Raw genomic sequence first — 14,478 nt, 5'->3', positions numbered from 1 at the left:
TTTTTATGTAGAAAATACAATTTGGGCAGTGTCGACCCGAAACATTGCTAAACAGGGAAACAGCCATGACCGTGATGAAAACAATCGTATGTGTCGAACCGGGCAAACTTGCCAGCGGCACAGCCCCCTTTCCGCAAGCAAAACCGGGACATATCCGGGTCGCCATTCGCAGCATCGGCATTTGCGGCACCGACTATCACATCATGGAAGGTCTGCATCCGTTCTTGCAATATCCACGGGTCATGGGCCACGAATTGTCGGGCACAGCACTTGATGCCTCGTCAACCGGCGACATCGCAGTGGGCGATCTGGTTGTGGTTAATCCCTATGTCACCTGTGGCACCTGCCATGCGTGCACAATTGGCAAGCCAAACTGTTGCAGTTCAATTTCGGTATTGGGTGTTCATGGCGATGGTGGCATGTGCGATCAGATTTGCGTGCCGGAATCCAACCTGTACCCGGCCACGGGCCTTACCGCGCGCGATGCGGCGATGGTTGAATTTTTGGCGATTGGCGCGCATGCCGTTGCACGGTCGCGCATTCAGGCTGGAACCAAGGCATTGGTGGTTGGCGCAGGCCCGATTGGCATTGGCGCGGCATTATTTGCCAGCTTTGCCGGGGCCGAAATAACCCTTCGCGATACCAGCCAGGCCCGACTGGACCGGGCATGTGCCATGGTCAAGGGGTCAAAAGGGGTGCTGGTGGGCGATGCATCCGCCGATTTACCTGCCGATGGCTTTGAAACTGTTTTTGATGCCACGGGCAATATCAAGGCCATGAATGTTGCCATCAATGACCTTGCCCATGGCGGCACCCTGGTCCTGGTCGGTGTGGTTAAAGGCGAATTGTGCATTGACGATCCCGAATTTCACAAACGCGAAACCACAATGATGGGCAGCCGCAACGCCCTGAAGGAAGACTTTGAAAAGGTCATGTTTCACATGCGTGCCGGCGATGTCCCGGTTGATATGCTCAACACACACGAAGCCGCCTTTGAAGATGGTGTTGAGAAATTGTCGGCATGGGTTCACAACCGCGAAGACATTGTGAAAGCGGTTCTTCATGTCGGCTAAATTTCCCACACCGATTGTTCAGTTTGGCACCAGCCGTTTTTTGCAGGCCCATTTTGACCTGTTCATCGACGAAGCCCTTGCCAACAATCAGGCTGTTGGCCCGGTAACCGTGGTGCAATCGAGCGGTGATGCCAGCCGGGCGAACCGGCTGGCCGCCCTGGCCGCCGATGAGGGGTACCCTGTGCATGTGCGCGGTCTGGAAAATGGCGTGATTGTTGACCGTCAACAACAGGTCAAATCTGTTACCCGCACCCTGTCGACCGCAACGGACTGGCCGAAAATTGCCGCCATTGTTGTCAACGAGGCTGAATATATCGTCTCAAACACGGGCGACGCCGGGTATGCACCACAACCCGCCGACACCGGTCGCGAATTTGACCAGGCGATGTCCTTTCCAGCCAAATTGCGCTTGTTGTTAAAAGAACGTTTTCTGGCCCATGGTCGGCCGATTACGATTTTGCCGATGGAACTTGTGCCGGGCAACGGGGCTGTTTTGCGGTCCTGCATCCTGGCCCTTGGCGCGAATGACGACAGCGATTTCCTTGACTGGCTGGAACACCGGGTGATCTGGGCAAACTCGCTGGTTGATCGTATTGTATCCGAACCCATCGAACCGGCAGGTGCGGTTTGCGAACCCTATGCCCTGTGGGCGGTTGAACAGCAAGCTGGGCTTGTTTTACCCTGCACCCACCCGGCGATTGAACTGGTGGAAACACTAGACGATATCGAAGCCCTGAAACTGTTTATTCTTAATCTGGGGCACACATGGCTTGCAGGCCGGTGGCAGCATCTGGGCAGCAATCCGGAAATGTCAGTCGTTAAGTTTCTTAAAGACCCGCAAATCATGGCGGCCTTGAACGACCTTTATGAAAACGAGGTTATTCCCGGTTTTGCCGCCGCCGGGATGGAAGACCGTGCCAGAAGCTATCTGGCAACAACACTGGACCGGTTCCGCAACCCGTTTCTCGATCATCGTCTGGCCGATATTGCCCAGAACCACCGCCAAAAAATAGAACGCCGCATTCAGGGCTTTATCCACTGGGCCCAAAGCCACGGCGATACAACAAAAAAACCAATCCTTGCCGCCATGACCCACAAGGTTCCCGCACCATGAAGATTAATGCCCTTCGACTTAACGAAACCGACAATGTCCTGATTGCATTGCTGCCGCTGCTGGCAGGCGATACATCATCGCCCGGTGTTACCACCGCCGAAGATATTGGCGCTGGCCACAAATTTGCCGCCCGCAACATCAAACAAGGCGAACAGATTGTAAAATACGGTCAGGTTATTGGTGTTGCCACCGCCGATATTGCCATCGGTTGCCTGGTTCATAGCCACAACCTGGCAATGGGCGATGCCCGCCTTGGCGCGGGTGAAACAACTTCCCCTACCCTGCCCCGTCCGACCCGCGATACCTTTATGGGCTATCGCCGCAAAAACGGCCGGGTTGGCACGCGCAACTATATTGGTATTGTTTCAACGGTGAACTGTTCGGCCACTGTTTGCCGCGCCATTGCCGAGGCCGCGACCCGCACCCTGTTGCCCAAATATCCCGGCATCGACGGCTTTGCCCCGATTGTGCATGATCAGGGTTGTGGCATGGTCAATCACGGCGAAGGATATGACATTCTGGTTCGCACCCTTGCGGGTTATCGCGACCATGCCAATTTTGGCGGCGTCTTGCTGGTTGGCCTGGGCTGCGAAGTTAACCAGCTGAGCGCCTATGGCGAAATCGAAGACCCCGAACACGCCGCGCGCTATGCCAGTTTCAACATTCAGTCTGCTGCCGGGTCCACATCAGCCGTGCGCAAGGCTGTCGAAATTCTGGATGGCATTGCCAAAATTGTCTCACAGGACCAGCGCGAAACCTGCCCGGCATCCGAACTGATTTTAGGCATGCAATGTGGCGGGTCCGACGGGTTTTCAGGCTTGTCGGCCAACCCGGCCCTTGGCGTTGCCAGTGACCTTTTGGTGGCGGCTGGCGGCACCAGCCTTTTGTCGGAAACACCCGAAATTTTTGGCGCGGAACATTTGTTAATCGCACGGTCCGACGCCCAAACCGGCGCACGCATTGCCGACATGATCGAATGGTGGAAAGACTACGCCGAAAAGAACAATGCCACCCTTGACAACAACCCCTCACCGGGCAACAAGCGGGGTGGCCTGACCACCATTTTGGAAAAATCGCTGGGCGCTGTTGCCAAATCTGGCCGGGCACCGGTTTCCGATGCCATTGGCTATGCCTGGCCGGTCCGCAAACACGGGCTGGTTTATATGGATAGCCCCGGTTACGACCCGGTTTCGGCCACAGGCCAGGTTGCCAGTGGTGCCAATATTATTGCCTTTACCACCGGTCGCGGGTCGTGCTTTGGCGCCAAACCGGCACCGTCGCTTAAGCTCGCCTCAAGCAGCACGCTGTTTGCCCGTATGCCCGAAGACATGGACATCGATTGCGGCACCGTGATTACAGGCGAACAAACCCACGAAGAACTGGGCCTGCAAATTTACAACACCATTTTGGATACGGCATCGGGTGCCAAAACCAAAAGCGAAGATTTCGGCTATGGCGATAATGAATTTGTGCCCTGGAAAATCGGTGCTGTTCTGTAAGCACACCTAAGGCTTAACTGTCTAAAAACGATCTGGCGGGTTTGCGCGAAACACACCGCAAACCCGCCCTTCCGCCACGCGGCGGCAAAAACAAAAATAACATGATTAAATTGTTTCACGGTATCCGGGAGGAAAACCTAAATGTTCAAGTCGATTAAAATGATCATGCCATCGGCGGCCGTGTTTGCGGCAACCCTTGCCTTTGGCCTTGCCAATTCGGCACAGGCGACAACGGTTCTGAAATTTGCCCATGTTTATGATGAATCAACGCCGTACCACAAGGTTCTGCTAGAAGCGGCCAAAGAAATCAAAGCCAGGACCGATGACCGCTATGAAATGCAGGTTTTTCCGTCATCCTCGCTGGGCAATGAAGAATCGATCAATGAAGGCCTGTCGCTTGGCACGGTCGATCTGATTTATACCGGCCCGGCCTTTATGGCGCAAAGCTACCCCGAAATCGGCCTGATCGATTATCCATTCGTTTTTCGCAATTACGACCATTGGGAAGCGTTCTGGAAAAGCGACCTGCGCGACGAAATGGCAAAAGGTTACCACGATGCCACGGGGAACGTGCTGATCACGCATACCTATTATGGCACCCGTCAGGTTACGGCCAACAAGCCGATCCTGAAACCTGCTGACATGAAGGGCCTTAAAATTCGCGTTCCCAATGCACCGGCCTATACCCTGTTTCCGCGTGCGGTTGGTGCCAACCCCACCCCGATGGCCTTTTCCGAGGTTTACCTTGGTCTACAACAGGGTGTTGTCGATGCGCAGGAAAACCCGCTGCCGACCATCAAGGCAGGCCAGTTTTACGAAGTACAAAGCGATATCAGCTTGACCAGCCACACCATTGCCACCCTGACCACCCTTATGTCAGGCACCACCTATGACAATATCGACGATGCTGACCGCAAGGTCATTGTCGGTATTTTGCGCGATGCCTCAGCGACCGCCACCAAAGAAGTCCGCGACCAGGAAACCTCGCTGGTTCAGTGGTTCAAGGATCAGGGCGTAAAGGTTCATGATGTGGACCGCCAGCCGTTCATGGACATTGTTCAACCGTTGCTTAAAGGCAAGGACATGCCGTGGTCGCCTGAAACATTCGAGCGTTTGCAGGCGATTGGCAAGTAAACTGCTTGTCTTTGCCTGACCAATGGGCGGATGGGGTTTCTCCCTGCTTCATCCGTCCTGTCTTACTGTTTGATGCTGAAGGTGGCCCATGAACAACCTTTCAAGCGACAGTGAAATTGCCAAGGAAATTACCAGCCAGATAGATGCCCAACAAACCGATATCAGCGATATTTCCTGGTGGGATGCGCCGATATTTGCCGTGTTCTGGGCTTTGATTCTGGTTGTTTTCCTGCAATTTTTTTCGCGTTATGTGCTCAATAATTCCATTTCCTGGACCGAGGAAATCGCCCGCTATTTGCTGATTGTGGTGACATTTTCAGGTGCCACGATTTGCGCCCGCAAGAAAAGCCATATCTATCTGGATTTTTTCCACCTTTACATTCCCGGGGCGGCTTCACGCGCCTTGTTTTTCCTGATGGATTTAATCACGGCGGCCTTTTTTGCCTATGCCGCATGGTCAGGTGTGATGCTGGCAAACCGTATGGGCCACCAACGCATGATCAGCATTGATGTGTCACGGTCCTGGATGTTCTGGGCCGTTGTTATCTGCCTGGCCATTACGGCCATTGTCACACTGATCCGGGCCTTTCATTCCCTGCGGAGACCTGCACTATGAGCCTGGCCATTATGTTTGTTCTGCTCGCTGTGCTGCTGATATGCGGTGCACCGGTTGCCGTGGCACTGGCGGGATCATCGCTGGCTTATCTGTTTATTGCCGGTATGCCACCGATCAGTATGCTCCATAACATGATCAACGGGGTAAACAGCTTTCCCTTGCTGGCCGTGCCGTTTTTCATCATGGCCGGTCATTTGATGAATACCGGTGGCATCACCGTGCGTATTTTCAATTTCGCCCGCGCCCTTGTTGGCTGGGCACCCGGTGGGCTGGGGCATGTTAATGTCGGCGCCAGTGTTATTTTTGCCGGCATGTCCGGGGCGGCTGTGGCCGACGCTGGCGGCCTGGGCAATGTCGAAATCAAGGCCATGCGCGACGCGGGCTATGACACCTCATTTGCTGTCGGTATTACGGCGGCATCCTCAACAATTGGCCCCATCATTCCGCCGTCATTGCCACTGGTCCTGTATGGTGTCATTGCCCAGGTGTCAATCGGGCAGTTGTTTCTTGCCGGTATTGTTCCTGGCCTGCTGATGGCCGTTTCCCTGATGATTATGGTGGCCTGGTATTCACGCCGTCGTAATTACCCGCGCGATCTGGCCTTTTCATGGGGCATTCTGGGCAAGGCCAGCAAAGACGCTTTTCTGCCGCTAATGACTCCGGTCATTATTATTGGCGGTATTTCCACCGGCCTGTTCACACCAACCGAGGCCGCCGTGGGGGCGGTTGCCTATTCGCTGGTTTTAGGCACGGTGATTTATCGCACCTTGACCATACGCCATTTGCTGCGCGTTACCATGGATACGGTTGAAACCACGGCCGCTATTATGCTGATTGTTGGTGCGGCTGCCGTTTTCGCCTGGATTTTAACCGCCAACCAGTCCGCCCAGCATCTGGCAAACTTTGTCCTGGGTTTCACCGACAATAAAAACCTGATCATTATCCTGATCATGCTGCTGGTTCTTGTCGTTGGTTGCTTTATGGAAACCATTGCCGCCATCACCATTCTGGTACCGGTGCTATTGCCCGTTGCCAACACTGTGGGAATTGACCCGGTTCACCTTGGCATCATCGTTATTTTAAATTTGATGCTGGGCCTGTTAACGCCGCCGGTTGGCATGGTGCTTTATGTGCTGTCGCGTGTATCCGGAGTCCGGTTTGAGGATTGTGTGAAGGCAACGGCACCTTTCCTCATCCCGCTTTTGATTGTGCTGTTTTTGCTGGCTTTCATCCCGCAACTTAGCATGGCATTACCGACCCTGCTTTACCGTTAAGCCAGACGAAACCTTAATTTTTAACGGCACGGGCCCGCCAAATATTGGTGGACCCGTGCCGTTTTTATATGCGCCCTTCACCTCAACCGACATTCCCTCGCATCGGGCCACCGCATCGCGCAACATTCCGTTCTTCCCGTTCGTTAATCATTTTATCCCGATTGACCATCTTTGAATCGCTTTACTCTTGACATATGACTTATGTCATAAGATGGTGGAGCACCGGGAACAACCCGGACAAAAACACGCAAAAATGCGATATCCTTTCGGGAGGAAACAAAATGAAACGGACTTTAGTCGCCCTTGGTGCGATTGCCCTCGCCTGTGCGAGTTTTTCCCAATCCGCTTTTGCCAAATGGCCCGAACGGGCTGTTACCATTATTGTGCCGTGGTCGGCTGGTGGTGGCACCGATGCCACGGCCCGCGCTGTTGCCCAGCAACTTGAACAACGCCTTGGACAGCCGTTTAACGTTGTCAACCGCACCGGTGGCGGTGGTGTGGTTGGCCATGTTGCCATCGCCAATGCCCCCGCCGATGGCTATACGCTGGGCGTTGTGACCATCGAAATGACCATGTATGACGCACAGGGTATTCCCGGTGCGACACCCGAAGATTTCACCCTGATCGGGCGTTTTAACGCGGACCCGATTGCGGTAAATGTGCGGGCTGATGCGCCCTATCACACGGTTGGCGAACTGGTGGATGCGGTCAAAGCCCACCCCGGCGACATCAAGGCATCCGGCGCAAACCGGGGGGGCCTGTCGCATCTGGCCTGGGCAGGTTTGTTAAACACGCTTGATATTAACCCCGACGCCAGCCCGTGGATCGCATCGGATGGTGCCGCCCCGGCCATGCAGCAACTTGCCGCCGGTGCGATTAATGTTGTTTCAACATCCCCGGCTGAAGCGCGTTCGCTGGTTGAAGCGGGCGAAGCCAAAACACTGGCCCTGGTTTCAAACGAACGCAGCGATGCCTGGCCTGATCTTACCACCACCACCGAGGCCTTTGGTATTAACTGGTCGCCTCTGCCCTTTCGCGGGTTAGCCGCCCCCAAGGGGCTGCCCGACGACATCACAAATACCCTGTCAAAAACCCTGAAAGACATTACTGAAGACCCGGAATTCCATAAATTCATGGCATCCCGCGGGTTTTCAGTGGCCTATCAGAACAGCGCAGATTTCACCAAAACCGTCATGCAGTCGCGTGAAGGGCTGGTGAAAACCATGAAGACCCTTGGACTGGCGAAATAACGATAGGCTGGAGCGTTACCATGCGTATCGATGACCGCCTTATCGGTTTGATATTCGCCGTTCTCGGGAGTGGGGTCATCATTCTGGCACAGCAACTTCCCGCTGTGCCAGGAACGACCTTTGGCCCCAACCTGATGCCAACCTTGATCGGCATGGCCCTGCTGGGCCTGTCGATCAGGATCATGATAACCGGAATGCGCGCCGCCCATCACGGGCCATGGTTCGATATATCGGCATGGCACGGTCGCACACGCGGCATTATCAGTGCAATCTGGACCATGGCGGGTGTTCTTGTCGCCATTTATGCCCTGCCCATCATCGGGTTTCCCCTTCTGGGACTGGTCTACACCATCGGGTTGATGCTGCTTTTGCAAATCCGCCTCTTCATTGCGCTGCCGGTTGCCCTGATCGTGATTTTGGGCCTGCAATATGTGTTTGCGCAAATTCTGTATGTCCCGCTGTCGGCGGGGCCACTTCCCTTGCCGTGGTGACAAGCATGACATTTGAAACTCTCGCTACCGCTGCATCTATCGTTTTTCAGGCCCCGGTCCTGCTCGCCATTCTGGGCGGGGCGGTTTACGGCCTGTTTATCGGGGCTATACCGGGACTAACCGCCACCATGGCAACCGCCCTTTTAGTGCCTTTAACCTTTTATCTTGACCCGGTGCCCGCCATTGCCCTGATCGTTTCAACAACCGCCATGGCGATCACGGCCGGGGATATTCCCGGTGCGCTGTTACGGATCCCCGGCACCCCGGCATCGGCCGCCTATGTCGATGAATCCTATGCCCTGACCATGAAAGGCAAGGCCGAAACCGCCCTTAGCATCGGTATTTTCTTTTCTGCCTGTGGCGGGCTTGTCGGGGCCATGGTGTTGCTGGTTACCGGGCCGCTTCTGGCCCATGTCGCGCTGATGTTTTCCAGCTTTGAATTTTTCTGGCTGGCCATGCTGGGTTTAATGACATCGGCCCTGGTCAGCAGCAGCGACCCGGCACGGGGTTTTATTTCCTTGCTGATCGGCTTGCTCATCGCAACTGTCGGGCTGGATGTTACCAGTGGTCAACCCCGGTTTACCTTTGGCTCGATCGACCTTATGGGCGGTGTCAGCTTTATTCCCGTCATGATCGGCATGTTTGCCTTCGCCGAAGTTTTGCGCGGTTTTTCGGCCAACGCATCCTTTCCCCCGGCCCCCGATACATCGCGCGCCCGTCCGTTTCATGGCATGGGCCGTTTATTGATGCGTTATCCGTTCAGCTTTTTGCGCGGGGCATCGCTGGGCACGGCGGTTGGGGCCTTGCCCGGTGTAGGGGGCGACGTTGCCGCCTGGATCGCCTATGGCATGAGCAAACGGATGTCAAAAACCCCGGAAAAATTCGGTACCGGCCACGAAGAAGGCCTGATCGAAGCCAGCACATCGAACAATGCCGGACTTTCAAGCGCCTGGATACCAGCCCTTGTTTTTGGCATTCCCGGCGATGCAGTTACCGCCATCGCGGTTGGTGTTCTGTTTATGAAGGGACTTAACCCCGGACCGCGCCTGTTTGTCGAAAATCCGTCCATGCCCACCGCAATCATCATGACGTTTTTTGTCGCCAATCTGTTGCTGTTCCCCATCGGGTATCTGGCAATCAAAGGGGCGCGTCGGGTTTTGTCGGTGCCACGCGGCATCATTGTGCCGGTGGTTTTGGCCTGCTGCATTCTTGGGTCCTTTGCGATCAACAATTCCACCTTCGATATCGGCGTCATGTTTGCCGCAGGCATCGTTGGTTACCTGCTTGAAGAAAACGGTTTTCCCATTGCTCCGATCATTCTGGGGCTGGTTTTGGGGCCGGTTCTTGAACGCAACTTCATTATGTCGATGCAAATCGCCAATGGCGATCTGCTTGGTTTTTTTGACCGGCCCATCGCGGCGGTTCTGGGCGTCATTGTTTGTTCGCTGCTGATCCTGCCGATTGCCCGTGCCATCTGGCGCGGTGTGGGCCGGGCGAAACACCCTTGAACATTTTCCACATATCCTTGCGACCACAAACAAGAGAGAAACGAACATGGTTGATATTTTCAGCGTCAAAAACAAAGTCATCGTCGTCACCGGTGGTCTGGGACAGTTGGGCACGCAATTTTCCCAGTCTTTGGCACAGGCCGGGGCCAAGGTTGCCATCTATAGCCGCCGCCCGTTTGATCGCGACCAGATTGCCGAAAAATTCCCCGATGTTGCCGACAATATCCGGGTTTACGTTGCCAGTGTGACCGACAAGGAAGCCCTGCAAAAAGCAACCGACCTTTTAATTGCCGATTGGGGGGTGCCTGATGTGTTGGTTAATAATGCCGGGATTGATTCCAAACCCGACGGGTCAGCCGAACAAAACGCCCCGTTCGAGGATTACCCCCAGCGTTACTGGGATGAAATTATCGCAACCAACCTGACCGGTGTCATGCTGACCAGCCAGGTCATTGGCAGCAAAATGGCAAAAGCCGGACGCGGATCGATCATTAATGTCGGGTCGATTTACGGCATGGTTTCGCCCAATCAGGCCCTGTATGCCTACCGCGAAGAGCGCGACGGGGTGCCGTTTGTGAAGGCCATTTCCTATGCCGCATCCAAATCAGGCTTGTTGAATTTAACCCGCTATCTGGCAACCTATTGGGGCACCAAAGGGGTGCGCACCAACCTGATTTCCTTTGGCGGGGTTAAAACAGCCAGCTTTGACAAAGAATTCATTGATGCCTTCCTGGATCGCGTGCCGATGCGCCGCCAGGCTGAAATCACCGAATATAACGGCGTGATCCGCTTTCTTGCATCTGACGCGTCATCCTATATGACGGGGTCAAACGTTGTGGTTGATGGAGGATTTACAGCATGGTGACAGAAAGTCCCGCCCGCCCGGCAGATCGTGAAAGGCTGCATTTAAGCGTGGCCGAGGACCTTGAAAACCGGATTTTAAGCGGCAACCTGCCCATTGGCGACCGCCTGCCATCGGAAAGTGCCATCGCGCGCGATTTCAATGTCAGCACGCGGTCTGTACGCGAAGCAATGCAAATTCTGGAAACCAAGGGGCTGGTTCGGCGCAAACATGGCGAACGCGCCATGATCGTCCGTGACGACGTTGCCGAATTTCTCGGTACCCTGGCAACGACCGTGCGGCAACTTTTTTCCTCCAACCCGGACTATCTGGTTCAGTTGATGGATGTGCGCCGCATGATCGAGGTTGAAGTCATCAGTGCTCTTGTCGCCCGGGACAACCCGATCACACCAGAAATAGATGCCGCCATGAGCAATCTGCGCAACACAGCAAATGCGGGCGAATTTGGCAAATTTACCGATTGTGATGCAGCCTTTCACCGCGCGCTGGTGCAATCGGCCGGCAACGATGTGATGGCCGTACTTTATAACAATCTGTACGGGCTGATTACCGATGTCATCCGGGTGACCAGCCGGGTGCCAATCAAATCGCTCGATATTGCCTGTGCGGAACATGAACACCTGTATGACCTGATTAAAAACCGCGATGAAGCGGCCGCCAAACAAGCCATTGCCGCGCATATCAACAACAGCAGCGCCTATTTGCAGGTCGCCATCGCCAAGGCCCAGAACAAGGATACACAAGAATGACCCCCAACAAATTTGACTATTCAGACACCGACTGGGACGCCATCGAACGCCTGAAAAAATGGTATTCCGGCGACATCCACGACAGCATGGAACATCTGGGCCTGTGGGGCTATCTGGGCGGAATTTCGCTATTTGGCACGCTGGCACCGGGCGAAGTCGTTTGCGGCCCGGCGGTAACGGTTTTGTTTGAACCCTCTGATCGCAAGGGTGAACCGCAGGATGTGTATCACAATGCCATCGATAACGCGCCCAAAGGCGGCATCATGGTGGTTGATGCCTCTTGCGCCGATGGGTCCTGCACGGGCGAATTAATGTCTACCGGGTCAAAAACCCGTGGCCTGGCGGCCACCATCGTCAATGGCACCGTTCGCGACCTGGCACAAGTGCGTGAGCTGGGCTATCCGTTATTTGGCACCCATCCCAGCCCGGTTGGCGTTACAGGCAAAAAAGAACCTCGCCATTCGCAGGTTCCCGTAACCATTGCCGGTGTCACCATTCGCCCCGGCGATGTGATTTTTGCTGATATTGACGGTGTTGTCGCCCTGCCCAAGGAACAGCTGGTTGCCATTGCCGATGCCGCCGATGATTTGGGCAAAAACGAACAATCCGCCCGTGATCGTTTGCTGAGCGGCGAAAAACTGCAATCGGTCTGGCCTGCGGCCTGATTACACAAACATCAAAACAAAAACGGGAAACAGCCAACACCGTTTCCCGTTTTTCTATTGTGTTGTCATGACGATGAAAAGTCAGGCCAGCCCAAAACGCTTTGCGCGAAGCAACAGCCTTTCGGCGCGTTTGCGCATTGGGGCATCAATCATGCGGCCTTTCAAAACTGCAGCGCCCTTGCCTTGTGCCGCTGCGGTCTCAAGGGTTGCCATCACCTCGCGGGCATGGGCAATTTGCTCGACACTGGGGGAAAAAGCCTGGTTTAAAACCGGCACTAGTGCCGGATGCACACAGGTGGACCCTTCAAAGCCGAACCGGGCGGCACGGCGGGCAATTTCCAGGGTCTTTTCAACGTTGGAATAATCTGCCGCACTTTCCAGCAAACCATAAGGCACCAGCCCGGCCTTGCGGGCGGCAAATACCAGTTGCTGGCGAGGCAATAACAAGGTTTCCGGGTCAGGTTCCATACCGGCTTCGGTCGCGAAATCTTCGCTGCCCAATAGCAACCCGATGGATCGTGACGACGCCGTGGCAATGTCACTGGCGGCGAAAAAGCCTGCCGGGGCCTCGATCATGGGAATAAACTTGATGCTTCCTGGCGCAATGCCACGCTCGGCTTCGAGTTCGTCAAGGGTTTCTGCCAGCAAGGCCACTTTGTCGGGCATGTCGGCCTTGGGCAACAAAATGGCCTTTAAGCCGGGCTGGACAATTTTTTCCAGATCGGGAATGGCCTGTCGCAGGCTGGCATTGATCCGCACCAGGACATCGCCGGGGCCATCGGCCATGTCGGCTATGGCTTCGGCGCAAAGATTGCGGGCATTTTCCTTGTCTGTGTCGGCAACGCTGTCTTCAAGGTCTAAAACAACGCCGTCGGCCCCGCGCTGCTGGGCCTTGCCAACAAATCGCGGGTTATTGGCCGGCACATACAGCAATGAGCGCCACGAACAAGGGGATTGATCCTGCAAAACCGTCATTTACCCGTACTCCGGCTCACCAGACCACTGTCAAACGCCGCCTCAACCCGGACGTCATCATATCCAATATCACGCAAGATCTGTTCGCTATGCTCGCCCAGCCTTGGGGCGGCAAAACGGATGCTGCCCGGGGTATCAGACAGGCGCGGAACCGGGCTGTGCATGGCAATTTCACCAAGGTCATCGTCAGGCACATCAACATAAACGCCACGTTCTATAAAATGCGGATCTTCGTGAATATCAGCAATGTTATAAAGCGGAGATGCCGTTATTTCGGCGGCTTCAAATTTTTCCATCACTTCATCGCGGGTATATTGGCCGATCCAGTCGCCAACAATTTTATCAACCTCTGGCCGATGAGCAACACGGGCCGCATTAGTGGCATAGCGGGGGTCGCTGTTCATATCGTCACGGCCCATAAGGCGAAACAGGCGTTCCGCCATCCGCTGCATCGACCCTGAAAGCGCCACATACATCCCATCTGCGGTCTCATAAACATTACGCGGGCTTGATGTGTTTGACCCGTTGCCAACCCGTGGCTTGGCCTTGCCCGTCAGGGCAAAATCCAGCGCTTCAGGGCCAAGGGTCGAGATAATCGGCTCTAGCAATGACAGATCAATCACCTGCCCCTGCCCGTTATCATCGCGCACCCGCAAGGCCGTCATCACCGAAAACGCGCCATATAAACCGGCAATCATGTCGGCCAGGGCCAATGGCGGCAATAACGGGCCGCCATCGGCTTCGCCATTGCGGTGCGCAAAGCCCGACATACCTTCGACAATGGTGCCAAAACCCGGACGCGGGCTGTAAGGTCCGGTTTGGCCAAAGCCGGATACCCGCAAAATTACCAGACCGGGATGATCCTTGCGCAATTGATCGGGGGCCAGGCCCATTTTTTCCATCGTGCCGGGGCGAAAATTTTCAATCAGCACATCGGCATGGGCGATCAGGCCGCGCAAAATATCAATCGCGCCGTCCTTGCGAAAATCCAGGGCGATGCTGCGTTTATTCCGCCCGTAAACCTTCCAGAACGACGACACACCTTCACTTTGCCAGGCCCGTAGCGGATCGCCCGATGAAACCGGTTCAACCTTGATAACATCGGCACCAAAATCAGCCAGTTGCAGCGATGTCATATTGCCCGCAACAAGACGCGACAGATCAACAACCACAAGCCCTTTCAAAGCACCGCTTTGTTCGGGCGTGAAGGCTGCTTTGCGCCAATGTGATGTGGGTGCGTCCATGCCAATTCAGTCCTTCAATTCTAT

At 55.0% G+C, this 14,478-nt stretch carries 14 protein-coding genes; 12 read left to right on the top strand and 2 right to left on the bottom strand.

Annotation, left to right across the window (positions count from 1 at the left end; genetic code table 11):
* Window positions 1-65 precede the first annotated feature (65 nt).
* The 12 genes from AAC086_RS05300 to AAC086_RS05245 all read left to right on the top strand — a co-directional run bounded on the left by AAC086_RS05300 (window position 66) and on the right by AAC086_RS05245 (window position 12,235).
* Window positions 66-1,073 carry a zinc-binding alcohol dehydrogenase family protein gene (locus AAC086_RS05300; RefSeq protein ID WP_339776180.1) on the top strand — a complete coding sequence of 336 codons (1,008 nt, stop codon included), beginning with the start codon at window positions 66-68 and terminating at the stop codon, window positions 1,071-1,073.
* Window positions 1,063-2,187, top strand: coding sequence for a mannitol dehydrogenase family protein (locus AAC086_RS05295; RefSeq protein WP_339776178.1), 1,125 nt, complete (start codon window positions 1,063-1,065; stop codon window positions 2,185-2,187). The genes AAC086_RS05300 and AAC086_RS05295 overlap by 11 nt, the downstream gene beginning before the upstream one ends.
* A complete protein-coding gene (locus AAC086_RS05290; RefSeq protein ID WP_339776175.1) occupies window positions 2,184-3,686 on the top strand; it encodes an altronate dehydratase family protein in 1,503 nt (500 codons plus the stop codon). Before AAC086_RS05295 ends, AAC086_RS05290 begins: the two co-directional genes overlap by 4 nt.
* Before the next feature lie 141 nt (window positions 3,687-3,827).
* A complete protein-coding gene (locus AAC086_RS05285) occupies window positions 3,828-4,820 on the top strand; it encodes a sialic acid TRAP transporter substrate-binding protein SiaP (protein ID WP_339776173.1) in 993 nt (330 codons plus the stop codon).
* Window positions 4,821-4,908: 88 nt separating this feature from the next.
* Window positions 4,909-5,436, top strand: coding sequence for a TRAP transporter small permease (locus AAC086_RS05280; RefSeq protein ID WP_339776170.1), 528 nt, complete (start codon window positions 4,909-4,911; stop codon window positions 5,434-5,436).
* A complete protein-coding gene (locus AAC086_RS05275; RefSeq protein ID WP_339776167.1) occupies window positions 5,433-6,710 on the top strand; it encodes a TRAP transporter large permease in 1,278 nt (425 codons plus the stop codon). Before AAC086_RS05280 ends, AAC086_RS05275 begins: the two co-directional genes overlap by 4 nt.
* Before the next feature lie 281 nt (window positions 6,711-6,991).
* Window positions 6,992-7,960, top strand: a complete 969-nt coding sequence (locus AAC086_RS05270) for a tripartite tricarboxylate transporter substrate binding protein (protein ID WP_339776164.1) — start codon at window positions 6,992-6,994, stop codon at window positions 7,958-7,960.
* Window positions 7,961-7,980: 20 nt separating this feature from the next.
* Window positions 7,981-8,451 (top strand): tripartite tricarboxylate transporter TctB family protein, encoded by a 471-nt coding sequence (locus AAC086_RS05265; RefSeq protein WP_339776162.1) that lies wholly within the window; start codon window positions 7,981-7,983, stop codon window positions 8,449-8,451.
* A 5-nt stretch (window positions 8,452-8,456) separates the two neighbouring features.
* On the top strand, window positions 8,457-9,959 hold the full coding sequence (locus AAC086_RS05260; RefSeq protein WP_339776160.1) for a tripartite tricarboxylate transporter permease: 1,503 nt from the start codon (window positions 8,457-8,459) through the stop codon (window positions 9,957-9,959).
* A 46-nt stretch (window positions 9,960-10,005) separates the two neighbouring features.
* On the top strand, window positions 10,006-10,824 hold the full coding sequence (locus tag AAC086_RS05255; RefSeq protein ID WP_339776157.1) for an SDR family oxidoreductase: 819 nt from the start codon (window positions 10,006-10,008) through the stop codon (window positions 10,822-10,824).
* Window positions 10,818-11,570: a FadR/GntR family transcriptional regulator gene (locus tag AAC086_RS05250; RefSeq protein WP_339776154.1), complete on the top strand. Its 753-nt coding sequence runs from the start codon at window positions 10,818-10,820 to the stop codon at window positions 11,568-11,570. Before AAC086_RS05255 ends, AAC086_RS05250 begins: the two co-directional genes overlap by 7 nt.
* Entirely contained in the window at window positions 11,567-12,235 is a 669-nt protein-coding gene (locus AAC086_RS05245; RefSeq protein ID WP_339776151.1) for an RraA family protein, read from the top strand. Before AAC086_RS05250 ends, AAC086_RS05245 begins: the two co-directional genes overlap by 4 nt.
* A gap of 81 nt (window positions 12,236-12,316) precedes the next feature.
* Here AAC086_RS05245 and AAC086_RS05240 read toward each other — a convergent pair whose 3' ends face one another.
* Both AAC086_RS05240 and AAC086_RS05235 read right to left on the bottom strand, forming a co-directional pair.
* Complete coding sequence (locus AAC086_RS05240; RefSeq protein WP_339776149.1) at window positions 12,317-13,210, bottom strand: CoA ester lyase; 894 nt, start codon at window positions 13,208-13,210, stop codon at window positions 12,317-12,319.
* On the bottom strand, window positions 13,207-14,454 hold the full coding sequence (locus AAC086_RS05235) for a CoA transferase (protein WP_339776147.1): 1,248 nt from the start codon (window positions 14,452-14,454) through the stop codon (window positions 13,207-13,209). Before AAC086_RS05235 ends, AAC086_RS05240 begins: the two co-directional genes overlap by 4 nt.
* Between the last annotated feature and the right edge of the window lie 24 nt (window positions 14,455-14,478).

Origin of the sequence: uncultured Thalassospira sp., from assembly GCF_963976115.1 — a bacterium.
GTDB lineage: Bacteria > Pseudomonadota > Alphaproteobacteria > Rhodospirillales > Thalassospiraceae > Thalassospira.
This window is presented reverse-complemented; position numbering and strand designations above follow the sequence as displayed.

Excerpts from the sequence above, each read along its gene's own strand:
- AAC086_RS05300 (WP_339776180.1), top strand. The coding sequence starts at position 66 with ATGACCGTGATGAAAACAATCGTATGTGTCGAACCGGGCAAACTTGCC.
- AAC086_RS05295 (WP_339776178.1), top strand. The coding sequence starts at position 1,063 with ATGTCGGCTAAATTTCCCACACCGATTGTTCAGTTTGGCACCAGCCGT.
- AAC086_RS05290 (WP_339776175.1), top strand. The coding sequence starts at position 2,184 with ATGAAGATTAATGCCCTTCGACTTAACGAAACCGACAATGTCCTGATT.
- AAC086_RS05285 (WP_339776173.1), top strand. The coding sequence starts at position 3,828 with ATGTTCAAGTCGATTAAAATGATCATGCCATCGGCGGCCGTGTTTGCG.
- AAC086_RS05280 (WP_339776170.1), top strand. The coding sequence starts at position 4,909 with ATGAACAACCTTTCAAGCGACAGTGAAATTGCCAAGGAAATTACCAGC.
- AAC086_RS05275 (WP_339776167.1), top strand. The coding sequence starts at position 5,433 with ATGAGCCTGGCCATTATGTTTGTTCTGCTCGCTGTGCTGCTGATATGC.
- AAC086_RS05270 (WP_339776164.1), top strand. The coding sequence starts at position 6,992 with ATGAAACGGACTTTAGTCGCCCTTGGTGCGATTGCCCTCGCCTGTGCG.
- AAC086_RS05265 (WP_339776162.1), top strand. The coding sequence starts at position 7,981 with ATGCGTATCGATGACCGCCTTATCGGTTTGATATTCGCCGTTCTCGGG.
- AAC086_RS05260 (WP_339776160.1), top strand. The coding sequence starts at position 8,457 with ATGACATTTGAAACTCTCGCTACCGCTGCATCTATCGTTTTTCAGGCC.
- AAC086_RS05255 (WP_339776157.1), top strand. The coding sequence starts at position 10,006 with ATGGTTGATATTTTCAGCGTCAAAAACAAAGTCATCGTCGTCACCGGT.
- AAC086_RS05250 (WP_339776154.1), top strand. The coding sequence starts at position 10,818 with ATGGTGACAGAAAGTCCCGCCCGCCCGGCAGATCGTGAAAGGCTGCAT.
- AAC086_RS05245 (WP_339776151.1), top strand. The coding sequence starts at position 11,567 with ATGACCCCCAACAAATTTGACTATTCAGACACCGACTGGGACGCCATC.
- AAC086_RS05240 (WP_339776149.1), bottom strand. The coding sequence starts at position 13,210 with ATGACGGTTTTGCAGGATCAATCCCCTTGTTCGTGGCGCTCATTGCTG.
- AAC086_RS05235 (WP_339776147.1), bottom strand. The coding sequence starts at position 14,454 with ATGGACGCACCCACATCACATTGGCGCAAAGCAGCCTTCACGCCCGAA.